This is a genomic window from Bradyrhizobium sp. UFLA05-125 (assembly GCF_059803515.1).
The window spans coordinates 130,168-145,704 of the sequence record NZ_JBANBJ010000009.1 but is presented as its reverse complement, the minus strand read 5'-3'; the positions used below and the strand labels follow the sequence as shown (position 1 = coordinate 145,704).

The 15,537-nt window shown below is 62.7% G+C and carries 15 protein-coding genes and 1 tRNA gene; 10 read left to right on the top strand and 6 right to left on the bottom strand.

Annotation, left to right across the window (positions count from 1 at the left end):
- Window positions 1-4: 4 nt before the first annotated feature.
- The 3 genes from SO156_RS12315 to SO156_RS12305 are packed head-to-tail and all read right to left on the bottom strand — an operon-like array spanning window position 5 to window position 2,441.
- The gene (locus SO156_RS12315) at window positions 5-952 is read right to left on the bottom strand and encodes an AAA family ATPase (RefSeq protein ID WP_498534950.1); all 948 of its coding nucleotides are present in this window, start codon (window positions 950-952) and stop codon (window positions 5-7) included.
- Window positions 952-1,467, bottom strand: a complete 516-nt coding sequence (locus SO156_RS12310; protein WP_498534949.1) for an HORMA-1 domain-containing protein — start codon at window positions 1,465-1,467, stop codon at window positions 952-954. The genes SO156_RS12315 and SO156_RS12310 overlap by 1 nt, the downstream gene beginning before the upstream one ends.
- An 8-nt stretch (window positions 1,468-1,475) precedes the next feature.
- On the bottom strand, window positions 1,476-2,441 hold the full coding sequence (locus SO156_RS12305) for a CBASS oligonucleotide cyclase (RefSeq protein ID WP_498534948.1): 966 nt from the start codon (window positions 2,439-2,441) through the stop codon (window positions 1,476-1,478).
- 154 nt (window positions 2,442-2,595) lie between these two features.
- Here SO156_RS12305 and SO156_RS12300 point away from each other — a divergent pair, with 154 nt between their 5' ends.
- The 9 genes from SO156_RS12300 to SO156_RS12260 all read left to right on the top strand — a co-directional run bounded on the left by SO156_RS12300 (window position 2,596) and on the right by SO156_RS12260 (window position 12,557).
- Window positions 2,596-2,808, top strand: a complete 213-nt coding sequence (locus SO156_RS12300) for a ribbon-helix-helix protein, CopG family (RefSeq protein WP_009734077.1) — start codon at window positions 2,596-2,598, stop codon at window positions 2,806-2,808.
- Window positions 2,805-3,440, top strand: a complete 636-nt coding sequence (locus tag SO156_RS12295) for a GNAT family N-acetyltransferase (RefSeq protein WP_498534947.1) — start codon at window positions 2,805-2,807, stop codon at window positions 3,438-3,440. Before SO156_RS12300 ends, SO156_RS12295 begins: the two co-directional genes overlap by 4 nt.
- Window positions 3,430-3,933, top strand: coding sequence for a helix-turn-helix domain-containing protein (locus SO156_RS12290; protein WP_498534946.1), 504 nt, complete (start codon window positions 3,430-3,432; stop codon window positions 3,931-3,933). The genes SO156_RS12295 and SO156_RS12290 overlap by 11 nt, the downstream gene beginning before the upstream one ends.
- On the top strand, window positions 3,930-4,865 hold the full coding sequence (locus SO156_RS12285; protein ID WP_498534945.1) for an ImmA/IrrE family metallo-endopeptidase: 936 nt from the start codon (window positions 3,930-3,932) through the stop codon (window positions 4,863-4,865). The genes SO156_RS12290 and SO156_RS12285 overlap by 4 nt, the downstream gene beginning before the upstream one ends.
- 52 nt (window positions 4,866-4,917) lie before the next feature.
- Entirely contained in the window at window positions 4,918-7,524 is a 2,607-nt protein-coding gene (locus tag SO156_RS12280) for a PD-(D/E)XK nuclease family protein (RefSeq protein ID WP_498534944.1), read from the top strand.
- Window positions 7,521-10,805, top strand: a complete 3,285-nt coding sequence (locus SO156_RS12275) for a UvrD-helicase domain-containing protein (RefSeq protein WP_498534943.1) — start codon at window positions 7,521-7,523, stop codon at window positions 10,803-10,805. The genes SO156_RS12280 and SO156_RS12275 overlap by 4 nt, the downstream gene beginning before the upstream one ends.
- Before the next feature lie 581 nt (window positions 10,806-11,386).
- On the top strand, window positions 11,387-11,752 hold the full coding sequence (locus tag SO156_RS12270; RefSeq protein ID WP_458151039.1) for a hypothetical protein: 366 nt from the start codon (window positions 11,387-11,389) through the stop codon (window positions 11,750-11,752).
- Window positions 11,753-11,757: 5 nt separating this feature from the next.
- Window positions 11,758-12,222 carry a hypothetical protein gene (locus SO156_RS12265; RefSeq protein ID WP_458151040.1) on the top strand — a complete coding sequence of 155 codons (465 nt, stop codon included), beginning with the start codon at window positions 11,758-11,760 and terminating at the stop codon, window positions 12,220-12,222.
- Complete coding sequence (locus SO156_RS12260) at window positions 12,180-12,557, top strand: hypothetical protein (RefSeq protein WP_498534942.1); 378 nt, start codon at window positions 12,180-12,182, stop codon at window positions 12,555-12,557. The genes SO156_RS12265 and SO156_RS12260 overlap by 43 nt, the downstream gene beginning before the upstream one ends.
- A 487-nt stretch (window positions 12,558-13,044) precedes the next feature.
- On the opposite strand, the gene SO156_RS12255 is transcribed toward SO156_RS12260, so the two are convergent.
- From SO156_RS12255 to SO156_RS12245, 3 genes are all read right to left on the bottom strand, one after another.
- Complete coding sequence (locus tag SO156_RS12255) at window positions 13,045-13,227, bottom strand: helix-turn-helix domain-containing protein (RefSeq protein ID WP_458151043.1); 183 nt, start codon at window positions 13,225-13,227, stop codon at window positions 13,045-13,047.
- Between the two features lie 390 nt (window positions 13,228-13,617).
- Window positions 13,618-13,692 (bottom strand) — tRNA-Glu (locus SO156_RS12250).
- Window positions 13,693-13,973: 281 nt separating this feature from the next.
- On the bottom strand, window positions 13,974-14,315 hold the full coding sequence (locus SO156_RS12245) for a hypothetical protein (RefSeq protein WP_458146497.1): 342 nt from the start codon (window positions 14,313-14,315) through the stop codon (window positions 13,974-13,976).
- Here SO156_RS12245 and SO156_RS12240 point away from each other — a divergent pair.
- Complete coding sequence (locus SO156_RS12240) at window positions 14,314-15,321, top strand: RluA family pseudouridine synthase (RefSeq protein WP_498534941.1); 1,008 nt, start codon at window positions 14,314-14,316, stop codon at window positions 15,319-15,321. The two genes, SO156_RS12245 and SO156_RS12240, sit on opposite strands and share 2 nt — an antisense overlap.
- The last annotated feature ends 216 nt before the right edge of the window (window positions 15,322-15,537 follow it).

The window sequence follows — 15,537 nt, the reverse complement described above, 5'->3', positions numbered from 1 at the left end:
GCGCTCACCTCAGCATCTCGCCGTCACGGAAGGGAGGCGTCGGCACCATCGACCGGGCGATCTCGACGGCGCGCGCGCCGTCGACCGCCCTGGTCGGGTAGGCGTCCAGCACGATCGTCGGCAGCAGCCGTTGCGTCAGATCGGAGAAGGTGAAGCCGTAGTCACGGCTGCCCCGCTGCGGCCCGGTCGCCGCGACCAGAGCGTCGATATGATGGCGGCCGAGGCCAATCGGCTCCAGCCGGCTGGACAGCACGAAGCGGCGCTGCTCGTCGGCGGGTCGCGCGAAGCTCAGCACATCGGCGGCACGGCGGCGCACGGCAGGATCAAGCGCATTGAGGCGATTGGTGCACATCAGGACGGACGCCGGCAGCTTCGCATTGGCAATCCGGTCGATGCCGCGGATGAAGGCGTTTACGCCAGCGCGGTCCTCGTGGTGCATCTGGGCCGCCTCGCGCGACTGCGCCAGCGCGTCGGCCTCGTCGACCAGCAGGATCACGGCGCCACGCGAGCGGCCGGACGCTGACTTCAGCTTGGTCGCCTCCGCCACCGTGTAGTCGAAGGCGGCCGAGAGCAGCTGCGTCATCTCGCCAACCCGGCCCTGGCCGCGCGTCGACAGGCTGAGCGGCAGCAGGGTGATGTCGATCTTCTCCTGTCGTGCCACCGCATCGCCGATCGTCTCGGCAAGCTCCGTCTTGCCCGAGCCGACATCGCCGGCAAGCACGACCAGCGGCGGGCGCCGCAGCACCGTATCGAGCAAGGCCTGAGCACCCGGGTGATGCTTCTTCGCCCAGTCGGCAAGGCCTGCCGGATTGACGAGCAGGCCCAGGATCTTTGCGAGCCGGATCTTCTGCTCGTCGAGCCCGACCAGCCGGGCCAGCCGGGATTGCGGATCGATGTCGGGATAGGTGATACGGCGCTCGAACAACTCGTCGAGGGTCGGCTTGGTGTTCATCAAAAGCTCCTGACGGTGGCGCGGTCGAGGGCCCTGCCCCCGGACGAATACGTGCGGTCGTTCGACAGATGGCCGGAGATGCCCGGCTCGGGGGCGCCGCCGCGCGAAAACGGCAGGCTGGCCTTGAAGGCGTCGCGCTCGGTCTGACTGAGACGGTCCCACGCCGCCGTGTAGGTCATGTAGCTGTAGAAGAACGCGCCGCTGATGTCGGCGCCCGGGCGGATCTTGCCGGGATCGTCGTCGTTGGCCGAGGCGCCGGCGAGGTCGCGGGCGGTGTAGCGCAGGGTCGGCTCGATCCACTTGCCGTCTTTCTTGAAGCCGTAGGTGACGGTGTCGAGGTAGCCGGCCCGCAGCATTTCGGTTGCTTCGGTCTCGTAGTCCGCGATGTTTTCGTCGGACGGCTTGCCATAGAACCGCTGCATGCGCTTCAGGTCGGTCGCGACCTTGGCGGCCATGTGGCGGGCGTGGGTGACCGTGAAGGTCGTGCTCTCGGTGAAGCTGTAGCTGTAGGACATTATTGACCTCACGCCTGGAAGGAGGAGCCGAAGACCTTCTGCCAATAGGCGACGGTCAGTTGCTTGTTGGGAGCGGCCAGCGCCGCATCGATGGCATCACCGGCATCGAGCGCGGCATCTACGACCGCATCCGCATTCGCCTTCGTGTAGAGGCGGGCGACGTTGTTGGCGGCGTTCACGGGATCGATGATCTGCACCGTGTCGGTGAAGGCGCCGACCGACGAGGCCGGATAGTAGTCGCCGAAGACGATTTTCGACCGCATGTCGGTGCGGGCGACATAGGTGAAGAAGTGCTGGAGCGCCTCTGGATAGTCGGAGAAATCCAGGCCATCGTCGCAGAGCTTGGCCAGAATCATCTCGATCATGAAGGATTTGAAGCGGAAGCCGTCCCGCTCCTGCTTCATGCGCCTCGCCCAGAACTTCACCAGCCGGACGACCTGGGCGAAGTGCTTCTCCTGCGCGCGCTTGCGCTTGGCGGCGAACTCCAGATGCAGCGGAATGCTCGTCTTCAAAAATGAGCCGTCGTCCTGGCTGACGAGATTGCCGTACCACTTGGGGTCGCCGTCATAGAGGATCGGCACGACGTCGACATCGAGGCCCGTCCCCCGGAAGGAGACGGTGACGGAATACGTCTGCGGCTTGACTTGGTCGGGGTTGAAGTTGGGGAAGGCCTTGCGCAGCCGCTCGGCGAGATAGTCGAGCAGCGCCTGGACATCCTTCGGCGCGTCGGCGCCGCTGATATAGCAGGCGACATCGATGTCGTTGAGGGAGCGAAGCGCCGTGCCCTTCGCCAGGCTGCCCGAGAGCAGCATCTTCTTCAACGTGAAGTCCGGGTGCTCGGACAGATAACCTTCGAGCTTCTCGCGAAGCCGCCGGGCCTGCGCCCGGTACTCATCCGCCGTCTCTTTGGGCAGGTTCACCTTGTCCTGCGCAAAGGCGGCGATCTCGGCATGGCCGACGTGCTGCCGTCCCATATCCTGCTCCTGTTGGCCGGCTGCCCAGGGGCGGCGGCGTTGGGACCAGGATATAATAGCTAAATTTTAGCTATTCAAGGGAGCAAATTTAGCTATTACGCGTTGACAAAATCCACTGATTCTCTATATGCTGCGCACAACGACGGAGGATGAGATGACGGCGAAGCGAACCATGACGCTGAACCTCACCGACGCCGAGATGCGGGTTCTGGACGAATTGTCGGCCCGGAAGGACATCACCAAGACTGCCGTGCTCCGACAGGCCTTGCGCCTCTATCAGACGATCGATGCTCGGGTCGAAAAGGGCGAAAAGCTCTTGTTCGAGAACGACGCGACGAAGGAGAAGGCGGAGTTGATGCTTCTATGACGGCCAACGTCTCAAAAATCTATCTTCTCGATGTCGCGACCGATGGAAGCGTCGAAGCCGAGCTGCGCGATGCGATCGAGCAGGCGCAGCTCGACGACTGGCAGACAAAGTGGCGGCCAGCCCTCTTGACCACACTTCAGGAGCTCGTGCGCAAGGGCGTGCCGTTCGATCAGTGGCCGCAAAGCTGGCACTGGGATTGGAGCAAGAAGACGGCCCGCGTGCAGGGTCTCCTGGCCTTCCGCGGCTTCAGCATTGTCGCGCAAGGCGAGACGCAAGGCCTGGCACAGGTCGATCTGACAAAGGCGGCCCGGGAAGCCAACCAGCGCGGCAAGCCGCTCGTCTATCTCGAATACCTCGAGGTCGCTCCCTGGAACCGGCCAGACCTCGGGAACGCTCCGCGCCTGCGCGGCGTCGGTACAGCCCTGATCACGGCGGCGGTCGCACTCAGCGAAGACGAGGGCTTCAAGGGACGTTTGGGGCTGCATTCGCTACCCCAGGCCGATAACTTCTACCGCAAGATCGGGATGACCGATCTGGGGCAGGACGCGGCGTACCAGAATTTAAGGTACTTTGAGATGACCAGCGAGCAGGCTCGCGCGTTCTTCGAAAAGGAGGAGAACGATGAAACTTGAACGAAGCAAAGAGTGGTGGATGGCTCGGGCCCGTCGTGAAGGCGACGCCGTCATCGGCGCCGGCTTGCTCGCGTTCGACCCGGTGCCGGAGGAGCGGCCGGCCACTATCGCGCAGACCGCTGCCGTCGAGGAAACCCGCATCGCGTTCGGCAAATTCGTGAACCTGATGCGACGTCGCCGCGGCTTTTCGATGGAGCGGCTGGCCGAGGTCGCCGACCTCGACGCCAGCGAGCTCCTCGTGATCGAGGACGACGTCCACTATGTTCCGGACCCACGAACGGTCTTCAAACTGGCGCAGACATTCGAGGTGTCGCAGCGGCGCTTGATGCAGCTCGCAGGTCTTGCTGCGGCGAATGATGCCGGCTTCCGGCAAGAAGCTGTGCGATTTGCTGCGCGCTCCGAGGCCGTGCACAAGCTCACGCCGGAAGAGAATTCCGCTCTTGAAGCGTTCGTCGCTGTCTTGAGCGAGCAGGATCCCAAACGAGTGAAGTGAAAAACGTCAGCCTCAAAGATCGGACGATCGCCGACATCGACGGACAGGTCGACAAGGTCCTGCGGGGCCTTGGCAACGCCGAGCCGCCGGTCGATCTGCGCCTGGTTCGGGAACTGTTGAAGCTAGACCGCGGCTATTACTCGACCACCGACGACAGTCTTCTGCGCGAGACCTTCTCGCGCATGAAGGTCGCCGGCCTTCAAGTTCTCTTGCGCCCGACCATCCTGCGCGATGCGGTCAAGAGTCTCAGCCTGAAAGCGCTCTATCTGCCCGACCAGAAGCGGATCCTGCTCGACCAGGATCTACCCATCCTCAAGCACCGCTGGAACGAGGCCCACGAGATCGGCCACGACATCATCCCCTGGCACATCGGCATGATGTTAGGCGACACCGAGCAGACGCTCACGCCCGCATGTCATCAGATCATGGAGGCGGAGGCGAACTACGCCGCCGGCCAGCTGCTTTTTCTCGCGCGCCGCTTTGTGGAAGAGGCTACGGCTTCGGTTCCGAGCCTTGCCTTCGTCAAGAGCCTGAGCAAGGGGTTCGGCAACACCATGACCTCCACGCTCTGGCGCTTTGTCGAAGAAGGCCATGGCGGCCGGCCAGTCGTGGCTCTCGTCACCGGCCATCCTCATCGCTCACGTCGCAAGGCCGATTTCGATCCTGCGAACCCATGCCGATATTGCGTGGAATCGCCGCCTTTCCGTCAGCGGTTCGGCACCATGCGCGAGACCGACCTGTTCGCGACGATCGTCGGCTATTGCGGTTCGCAGAGCGGCGGCACTCTTGGCCGCAGCGAGGTGCTGCTCACGGACCTCAATGGCGATCGGCATATTTTCAATTTTGAAACGTTCTTCAATCGCCACGAGGCGCTGACGCTGGGCTATTGGCTGGGCCCACACAACGCGCCGGTGCCGGTGCGAGTGTTCTAAGGCGATGATCCCGCGATCAACTCTCGTGGTCGACGGACCGCTGGCGATACGGATGCAGCGCCTAAAGGCGGCGCGCGAAGGAAGCACCGGCCGTGAAATCATCACACTGCCATTCCTCGCCGCCCGTCTTGCCGGCGGATTCGTGGCGCCCGTCGCGACCGACATTCTCTATCCCGCCATTCAGGCGGCGCTGGCGGCGGGCGGCTTCCGTGACCTCGGCCGTGTATCGAGCCTGCCGGGGATGCCCCGCGCGGTCCTTCAGTCGCTCACCGCGATCTGGCGCGCCGATATCGATCTGTCGTCCTTGCCGCAACACGTCGGGCGCTTCGCGGATCTGTGTCTCCTCGAAACGCGCATCAGGGAACGCCTTCCCACCTCCAGGATGCTGCCACGCGATCTTCGCGACGCGGCACAGGCGAGGAGTTCATTTTGCGGGTCCCTGCTCGGGCCAGTCACGCTCGAGGGAATCGTTGAGATCGATGCCGTCTGGCGCCCGCTGCTGAACGAGATTGCGCGATTCACGGAGCTCTCCTGGAACGTCCCGGCCCCGACGGTGGAGCAGGCATGGTTTAAGGGCGCAATCCGCCGGCAGCCAGCAACACCGAAGGCGACATTCTCGGCCGAGACAAGCGCAGATCCCAAATCCGAGGTGGTGGAGGCGCTTCGCTGGGTGCGTCGGCTGCTGTCCTCCGGCAAGGCAAACGCGGAGGACATCGGCATTGCGGCGACGTCGACGACGGACTGGGACGACCATTTTCTCGCCTATGCAAATAGCGCGGGCCTTCCCCTGCACTTCTCACACGGCATACCGGCGCTGAGCACGCCGGATGGGCAAGCCTGTGCCGCCTTGGCTGACGTTCTGACCACCGGTCTCAGCCAGGAGCGGATTTGGCGTCTCATCAGACGGCTGCCGCCACGGCCGTTCGCGGGCGCCCTTCCGAAAGACTGGTTTGCCGGCATACCGCGCGGCGCGGGCCTGAGGACGCTTGAACAGTGGCGCGAGGTGCTCATCGCGGCGAGATCCCATCGCGCGGACGACATGGCTGCCGAAGATGCCCTGCTCCCAATTCTCGAGCTTCTCGCGCGCGGCCCTGAGGCCGGCGAGGAAGCCGGCCGGCTTCTGCTCAGCGGCGCGAGCCTCGCCATGTGGAACGAAGCCTTGCGGAGCGCGCCGCCTCACGCCGTTTCGCTTTCGTTGCAGGCTATGCGGGTGCGCGATGGCCGGGACCCGGCGAACAGCGTTGTGTGGTGCCCTGCTTCGCATCTCGCTGCGAGCCCGCGACCGTTCACGCGACTCCTTGGTCTGACCAGCCGATCATGGCCTCGGCTCGAGAATGATGATCCTCTGATCCCCCACCATCTTCTCGACCGCCAGACGTTGCATGGATTGACGACAGCAGATCGCGACCGCCGGCACTTCGAGGTCATCTGCAGTGGGACCCGCGAGCACTTGATCCTCTCGCGGCCACAGCGCAATTTAAAGGGCAGCATCCTGTCACCAAGCGCGCTTTATCCCGCGAACGAGCTGGTCCACAAGCGCGACCGCATCCCCGAGCATGCGTTCAGCGAAGCGGACCGGCTTCTGGCGCGGCCGCGCGATGCGGGAGCGCTCGAGCACGTACGACAGAGCCAATCATGCTGGCGCGACTGGCAGTGGGACGAGACGCTGACACGCCACGACGGTTCGGTCGCAGCCGACCATCCCGCGATCCTGGCCGCTCTCGCCCGGACCCAATCGACGACGTCGCTTCAGCGGCTCCTGCGGGACCCACTCGGCTACGTCTGGCGCTACGCGCTGGGATGGCGCTCTATCCGCCTGGAGGGCGAGCCGCTTCAGCTTGATTCGATAGCCTTTGGCGAGCTGGTGCACGAGCTCATTGCCGGAGCGATAACACGCCTTGAGCCGATGCCGGGCTTCGCGCGCGCCAACGCGGACGAAATCGAGGCCGCCATTGCGGCAGCATCCAGCAAGGTTCTGGCGTCCTGGCCGCTACAGCGGTCGGTGCCGCCATCCATCCTCTGGCAACATACCGTGAAGGAAGCCGCTCGCCGCACGGCCAAGGGCCTGGCCTGCGACGATCCGACTAGGGCCGATACGAGGAGTTGGAGCGAAGTCCCGTTCGGCCAGGAGATGCGAACAGGCGGCGAATGGCCTTGGGATGAGACAGTCAAGGTTCCGATCGAGCAAGCGGATCTTGTGTTTGGTGGCCGGATAGATCGGCTCGACATCCGCGCCTCCGGCGATGGCGCGCAGATCACCGACTACAAGAGCATCAAACCGCCGCCGAAGAGCCAGCGCATTACCCTCGGACAAGGGCGTGAGCTCCAGCGCGTGCTCTATGCGATGGCCGTCAGGATTTTGCTCCCCGAGATCAGAACTATCGTCACAAGGCTGATCTATCTCGCCGACGAGCCGGCCAGGTTCGAATTGAAGGGCGACGAGCTCGATGCTGCAGTCGCGGAGGCCAACACCTATCTGGTCGCGGCCGTGCAAATCCTTCGAAGCGGGCGGATTGCGCCGCGCTCGGAGCAGGACGCAGTCTACGATGATATGCGTCTTGCGCTGCCGGCGGATCGTGAAAGCTATCTCCGTCGCAAGGCCACCGACTTTCGTGCAGCCAGCCAGAAACTCGGCAAGCTCTGGTATTCGTCTAAATGACGCTGATCGACCAGGACAGTCGCCGTCGCGCGATGACCGACTTCACTTCGATCTTGTTGGTCGAGGCCGCCGCCGGAACGGGAAAGACCTCGCTGATGGCCGGTCGCGTCGCCATGATGCTGGCGAGTGGTTACTCCCCTGCGGATATTGCCGCGATCACCTTCACCGAGCTCGCAGCAAGCCAGCTCGCGCGCCGCATCAAGGAGACCGTGGACCGGCTTCTCGCAGGTGACATACCCAACTTCATCAAACCCGTACTTCCTGACGGCCTCTCGGCTGCCCAGCGCGCGGCGCTCTCTGCGGCGGCCCCGCGGCTGGACGAACTCACTGCGACGACGATCCATGGGTTCTGCCAGGCCGTCATTCGCAGCCATGGCGTCCAGGCTGGCCTCGATCCCGGCGCCCGCATCGTGGACGAAACCGTAGCGAGCTCGCTATTCCTTGGCGAGCTGTCTGCATGGTTTTCGCGCAGGCTCGCCGCGGACGCGATCGAAGACGACCCCATCGTGGTGCTCGCGGAGCAAATTCCGCTGAAAGTCGTCGATCTCATTTCCGAGCTTGCCTTGCTGCGGCGGAAGCACCCGGAAGCCGCACCAATATTGCCGCCGGAGGACGCGCGGCCCGATATCGTGTTTGTGCACGCCGTCGATGATTTTGGCAGGTGGGAAGCAAGCACCGCCAATGACAAGTACGCGCGTGGCATCGCCCAAGAGCTGCGTCGGCTTGCGACACGATATGAGCGCGTATTGGAGAGCCGCCCGAACTTCGCGGCACTGTGGCAACTCTGCGAGGGCGGTTCTTGCCGCCTGTTCGGAAAGGGCCTGCAGCTCAGGACGTATGAAGAGTCAGCGGAGCTCTTTGGGGCGTATCCCGGCGAGCACGCCAGCGAGACGGCGCTCTACCATTATCAGGCGGTCGCTGACGCCTGGAACGAACTGATCGGGCACATTGCCGCCTCGCTTGTCTGTACGCTGTCGTCCTCGCTCGATCTGCTGCTTGAAAGCTACCAGACCCGAAAGCGTGCCGCAGCCGTCCTCGACTTCGACGACCTGCTGCTGCATGTGCGGTCTTTGGTCCGGGGTTACGAGGAGGTTCGCCGCGCGATCGGACAGCGATACAAGTATATTCTGGTCGACGAATTCCAGGACACCGACCGCGTCCAAAACGAAATCCTGTTCTCTATTGCCGCGACGGATGATCGTCCGGCACGCTGGGAAGACAGCCGCTTGCGGCCAGGCTCTCTCTTTCTGGTCGGGGATCCGAAGCAGGCGATCTATCGCTTCCGGGGCGCGGACATTGAGGCCTATGGGCTTTGTCGCCAGCTTATCAGCGCGCAGGAGGGCGGCGCCGTCATTGAGGTAACGGCAAACTTCAGATCACAGCAGGCCATCATTGACCACGTCAATTCGTGCTTCGCCCCGGTGTTCGCACAGCCGGGCCAGCCCAAATACGTCGCTCTTGCGCCGACCATTCCAGATCATTCGTACCCCGTGCCGTGCGTGACGCGGTTCACGGTCCAAGTGGCCACCGAAGGACGCATCTACGCCGAGATGTTTCGTGAGGCCGAAGCTTCAAAGGTTGCGGACATCTGTTCCCGCTTGATCGGAAACGTGATGATCAGACGCGCGGACAACTCCTTCAGTCCCCTCCGTCCCGGGGATATAGCCCTTCTGACGCCCGGACACCGAGAGCTCTGGCGCTATGAACGCGCGCTCGAGCAACGCGGCTTGGCCGTGTCATCGCAAGCCGGTCAAACACTGATGCGGCGGCAGGAGACGCAGGATGTTCTCGCGCTCCTTCGCGTGCTGGCGGATTCCTCAGATACGCTCGCCTTCGGCGCCCTCATGCGCGGGCCGCTGGTGGGGCTGAGTGACCAGGAACTCCTCGACATCACCGCTTCGCTGCCGAGGGGTGGGGAACGTCCGATGTTTTTCGACGTCAGAACCGATCCCGCTTTGGTCCGGCATCCGGTCGCCCAATCAGTCCTCGTCATCCTGCAGGAGCTAAGGCGAAGAGCGGCAATCACGACGCCGAGCCAGATCCTGGCGGAGGCGGTCGAACGGCTGAACGTCCGCGTGATCATGGCGGCCCGTCACGGCAATCGCAATGCGCGCGCGCTCGCCAATCTGGACGCCATTATCGAACGGGCACGCAGCTATGGAGTTTCGGGGCTTCGTACATTTGTCCGGAGCCTGCAGGCGGACTGGGAACGGAATGTGCGCGCGCCAGAGGGCCGCATCGATGCCGCCGAGCACGCGATCGAGATCATGACCATCCATACGGCAAAAGGTCTCGAGTGGCCGGTCGTGATCCCGATCAACTCAACGACGGAACTCTATCGGCCGGATCAGTTTGTGCATCGCCAGTCCGACAACACGCTGCACTGGATGGTCGGAGGGGTGGCGTCGCCGGATCTGGCGGTCGCACGCGCGGAAGAAAGCCGGGAAGACGCCAATCAACGCGAGCGCATCTGGTATGTCGCATCTACGCGTGCACGTGACCTGCTGATCCTCCCACATATCCCGCAGGCTTCGAAAAGCACGTGGTTCAGTTCGATCGACCTGCTTCAACGGGACATTTCCGAACTTGAGCTCTCGAACCTTTCGGTCTCCGATGCCCGGCAGCCGGCGGCATTCAGCAACGAACAATCGGCGGACGTGTTCGCGTTGGAACAGCAAAAGGTGAAGGATAGCGCACCACCGATCGTCTGGCGCCGTCCGAGCGACCACGACCAGGACCGTCTCGACGATACGCTGGACGCGGTGGTGGTCTCTGACACGCTTGCCGAGCAAAGGGAAGTCGTGGGTGCGGGGGCATTGCGCGGAGTTGTCCTTCATAAGCTCATGGAGGAATTTTTGACGGGAGAATTGGAGGAAGACCAGGAAGCGGTGCTTTCGCGCGCACAGGTTCTACTCCTTCAGTTGCAGGCGGAGACAGACGGGCGGGGGCAACTTCCGGAGTCGGAGGAAATGGCCCGATGTGCGTTGCGCGCGCTCGCTCTGTCAGACATCGTGGCATTGCGACCGTTTCTTGTCCCCGAGGTGCCCATCTGGGCGGCTGGCGAAGGCTATCTGATCGCAGGCCGTGCGGACGCCGTCGCGATCCGAGGCGAGCGGATCGAGGTGGCAATTGACTGGAAATCGGATGTCAACCCATCCGCGGCGACGCGTCATGCCTACGCAGGGCAGCTGCGCGATTATCTGGCAGCGACCGGAGCGGAAAGAGGCCTGATCGTGTTCCTCACACTCGGCGAGATAGCGTGGATCGAAAGTCGCTCATGACGGGTGTGTGTTTCAAAATCAGAGCTGATGCTCTCTCTTTCGATTAGACCCCAAGCAAGTGTTTTGCGGCCGACAGATTTGGCGCATATTGCACGTTGATTCGGGTAAATTCGGCTTGACGTTCGGCGTTCAAGATCCCCGCGCTGCTCGTTAGCGTAATCCGCGCTATTGGAAGATAAGATACTGCGGAAAAAATCCAGGCGATCTATCTCAATGAATTGACGCCGAAGCTGCTGCGGTGCCCCCAGATTTACGAGAGACTTCGCACCGACGTTGAAGCGAAGGCCGCCTCCTACAAGCCGCCCGGCAACAAATCTCTGTTGTACTGCCGCAGGTCATGCAGCTCGAGGAAGCGTGCCGAAACTATCTCTACGAGGCGAAAACTTCCTTCGGGATCTGCTCAAAGTCTTCAATCTGCCGTTCGGAACGAGCTTTGAGGAAGCAAGCGAGTCAAAAAGGCTGGGACGGGAATGTCGCGCTTGAGTGGCTGACGGAATAGATGCACGCCCGCCGCCCAGTCAAGCCATAACGACCGTCCGGGCATCTTTCCCATACAACGTGAATCAACGAAAATGCTTTTTATGGAACAGGATGAAACGAAGGCCACCACCGAAGCCATTTGCCGGCAAGCGATTGAGTGCCTTCTGCGCTCGATCTCCATGAAGGATGGCGGCGGCGGATTGTCATGCCGCTTCCTTTTTGGGCATATCGGCGCATCACTGTTCGAGCGACGCCTCGGCACCGAGATCTTCTACGATCCCAAGGGGCTGACCGAGGCTACCCTCTTTGTGCGGCAACACGGCCCGGCGCATCTGCGGCAGATGGAGGTGCGGGCTCTCCAGAGCCTGCTGCAGAACTTTGTCATAGACCACTTCTGGCCCATCGGCGAGCGCGTGATGTTCCAGGATGTGCACGGCAATCTTGCCGATGTGACTCATGGCAGGTGAAGAACATGCTGGCGGGGTACCTTGTTGCCTCCCCAATCTTCACGCCAGAAACTGGATTGACGCTCTATCCGTTGGTGCCGGTAATCGTGGAGGAAGATTTCGACGGGTCGGAATTCAGCTTCCTCAAGCCGTTATCCCTGACCCATGCGTGGCTCGGCATTCATCCGTCTAACCCGCTTTCCCCCGACCGTTTTTCATGCGTCAACCCGGACCGCGGCCGCGAGCTCGTCGCCGCATGGCTTGCAGTCCGTGCCCCGAACTTCGAGATGGCGGAAAAGCGGAAGGCGGCGATCCTTGGGGCGCTCGCGCTCACCCTGCCGCGCCATGAGCGAAAGATGTTCAGCGGCAGACACAACTACGGCGGCCGCTGTACAGTCGCACAGTCCGGCGTCACCGAATCCTCAGTGCCCCCGCCGTGCCACCCCTTATGCACAACGCCACCATCGAGGCATGCGACCATCCGTGGCTGAAACGTATTGGCGAGAAGCTCTCATCCGGCGACAACACCGACGTCAAGCATTGCCGCGCGCTCGAATATTTCTACCGCGCCTGGCCGCTGAAGCCCAATGAGAGCTTCGCGCATATCTTCATGGCCATGGACTCGATTTTGGGCGACCCGGGCCGCGCGACGCAAGCGATCATCGAAGCGGCAGCGAAGCACGGCTTTGAAACGTATCCCTATGAACGTCTCAGGCTTCTCATGAGTCTGCGCGCTAGGCTAGCGTTATCCACGGCGGCGCGCCAGATGTGCACGATGCCGGCAAGTACCACAAGTATTATGCGGACTACGGCGCAGACCCGATAGTGGATGTTGAGATCATCGCAGCGCAGTGCCTGCGTGCGGTAATCTTCGAAGAGCTTTTGCAGGAACGGCCAGACCGCCGCGACGAAATCCGTGCCGCGGCGCTGGCGGCACGCAATTAACCGGCTCTCAAGCGGGATAGCCGGCGCAATCCCGCGCGGCTTCACGGGGTGGGAAACGCTCGCAGCGTCGCCGAAAAGACGGCGAAGGAAGCCTTCCGCATCGACCTAGGATAATCGCGGAGAAGGGTGAGGCGCAAATGAAGGCGTTTGGTCGGTGGTCAAGCGCCTGATCGTAGGCTTATGCCGGAATCGGTTAAAGCAGCTCTGGAGATCGCGACGGCTCGTTCGGCGACAACCGCGCGATCGCAGTTGCCACGGTTGTCAATCATATGTTGAACGTGACTAAGGGAGCACGGTCGTGTCAACAAAATGAGTGGTTGAAGAAATGCACATTGAACGTGGGGTTGCTCCCTTAGGTCGCACGTCCATTAGTTCGACATGTTGGTGTCAATCAGCGCCAGAAGTGATCGCACCAAAACTAGTCGCCGACGTCCGATCGTTGTCGTGACGATACGCCCAGCTCCTATCAACTCGTAAAGCTTCGTGCGTCCCAAGCCGGTCACTTCGCATGCATCGTCAATCGTGCAGGTGAGCCGCTGGGCGAATGGCATCGTGCTCGGTTCGGCAGCTCTCGGAGCGGATAAACTGACTTGTGGCGGTTGCCCGCCAGTTTTCTCTCGTCGATTGTATCTCACGCGTCGCTGCCCTCCATACTCGCACAAAGCTCGACGGGACGAGAGTTGATTGGGGCGATGGGCAACGTCAATGCGAGCATCTGAGGGCGCTCGCGTACGACAGCGCACGTCAGCGGCGGTTTGAATATTTCCGGACACCACGGGCGACGGGGATTTTTTTGCCCAGCCACAGTGAGGCAGCGCGCCGAGGCTTGTCTGCCAATATCGGCAGGCAGATTTCGCAAGCGTCCGCCGCTGTTCACCAGCGTCTTATTCAACCATTATTCAACGAAGGCGGTTGATGGCAAACTAAGTGCCTGAGATTGCTGGCGCTCCCTAGGGGAATCGAACCCCTGTTTCAGCCTTGAGAGGGCCGCGTCCTAACCGCTAGACGAAGGGAGCGTGAGGGACAGGACATAGCCGCGAATTCCGCCGGCGGCAAGCCTCGATCGGTACGGATCGACAGTGCTCATTTGTCGGGGCGTCTTTGTCGGGTCGTCATGGCGAACGCCCATTGCCCGGAATGGTGATTGCTGAGGCAAATTCGGGGCAACGATCTGGCTTAACCAATTCAATCCTGGGGCTATGGGTCCCGAGCTCGCGCGTCGCGCGCCCCGGGACGACGATCTGGGGATGAGGTCGCTTCTGAGCCCGCCTTAGACGGAAATGCCGCGAGCCCCCCCTTACGGCTCGTTGGCAAATTTCAGCCGTCCTGCCGGCTTCAGCGTGTGTGCGTCGAAGGTGCGGATTTCGGTGACCCCGCCGACATCGAGCGTCACCAGCACGCGGTCGCCGGCGACCGCGGTCGAGATGATCTTCGCGCCCTTCGGCAGGGTGGCGGTGACGTCGCTCAGCGCCTCGACCGCCCTTCCCTCGGACTTGAAAAGGCGGTAGCCCACCGCGATCAGGACGGCGCAGATCGCCAGCGCCGTGGTCAACCCCGCGATCAGCATCATCCGCCGCACCCGCGCGAACAGCGCGGCTTGCTCGGAGGTCGGTTCGGGAACAGCGGTTTCGGTCGTCATGCAGGGCTCTGGGTCAGCGCAAAGGATGGAGGTTGTCGTCACCGGCGACGAGGGTTCGGCCCGGCTCGACCGGGTGCTCGCCGCGCGCCTGCCGGACCTGTCGCGATCAAGGCTGAAAACCCTGATTCTGGCGGGCGCGGTGAGCCTCAAGGCCGCCGCGGTCCGCGACCCCGCTTACCACGTCGCATCAGGCGATACGATCATAATCGACGTGCCGGAGGCTGCCCCCGCCGAGCCCATGGCTGAGGATATCGCGCTCGATATCGTGTTCGAGGACGACGACATCATCGTCATCAACAAGCCGGCGGGCCTCGTCGTGCACCCGGCCGCCGGCCACGAGACGGGCACGCTGGTGAACGCGCTGATCGCCCATTGCGGTACCTCGCTGTCCGGGATCGGCGGGGTACGCCGGCCAGGCATCGTGCACCGGCTGGACAAGGACACGACCGGCCTGATGGTGGTCGCCAAGAACGACCTCGCCCACCAGTCACTGTCGGCGCAATTCGCCGACCACGGCCGCACCGGCGAGATGCGGCGCGGCTATCTCGCCTTTGCCTGGGGCGTGCCGAACCGGCAGCGCGGTACGGTCGATGCGCCGATCGACCGTCATCCGCATGCGAGGGAGAAGATGGCCGTGAGGCAGAGCGGCCGCACGGCGGTGACGCATTGGGAAATCATGGAGAGCTTTGCCGGGCGCGACGGCAAGCCTGTGGCCTCGCTGCTCGCCTGCGAGCTCGAGACCGGGCGCACCCACCAGATCCGCGTCCACCTGTCCCATATCGGTCACCCGCTGCTGGGGGATGCCGTCTACGGCCCCCACTTCAAGACCAAGGCGAACCAGCTCGGGCCAGAATCGCAAGGCGCCCTCGCCGCCCTTGGCCGGCAGGCCCTGCACGCTTATCTGCTGGTAATCGAGCACCCGCGAAGCGGAGAACTCCTCCACTGGGAACAGCCTTTGCCGGAGGATTTGCTTCTCCTGGAGGGGAGACTAAAAGCGGCGCTATGACGCAGGCCACTTAGGAAAAGCTTTACATTACAAAAAGTTATGGCAGCCACACGGGGACGTGACGTCAACAATCCTTCCCTAAATGACCCCCCATGGGGTATATTGCGCCTGCGTTGAAAGATCGACGCGGAACATCGCAGCCCGGCCGGCTTTAACCAAGCGGTCGTCTGCCTGGCCCGCCGCTATCGGGGGCCTGAACCTTTGGAGGGCGCAAGT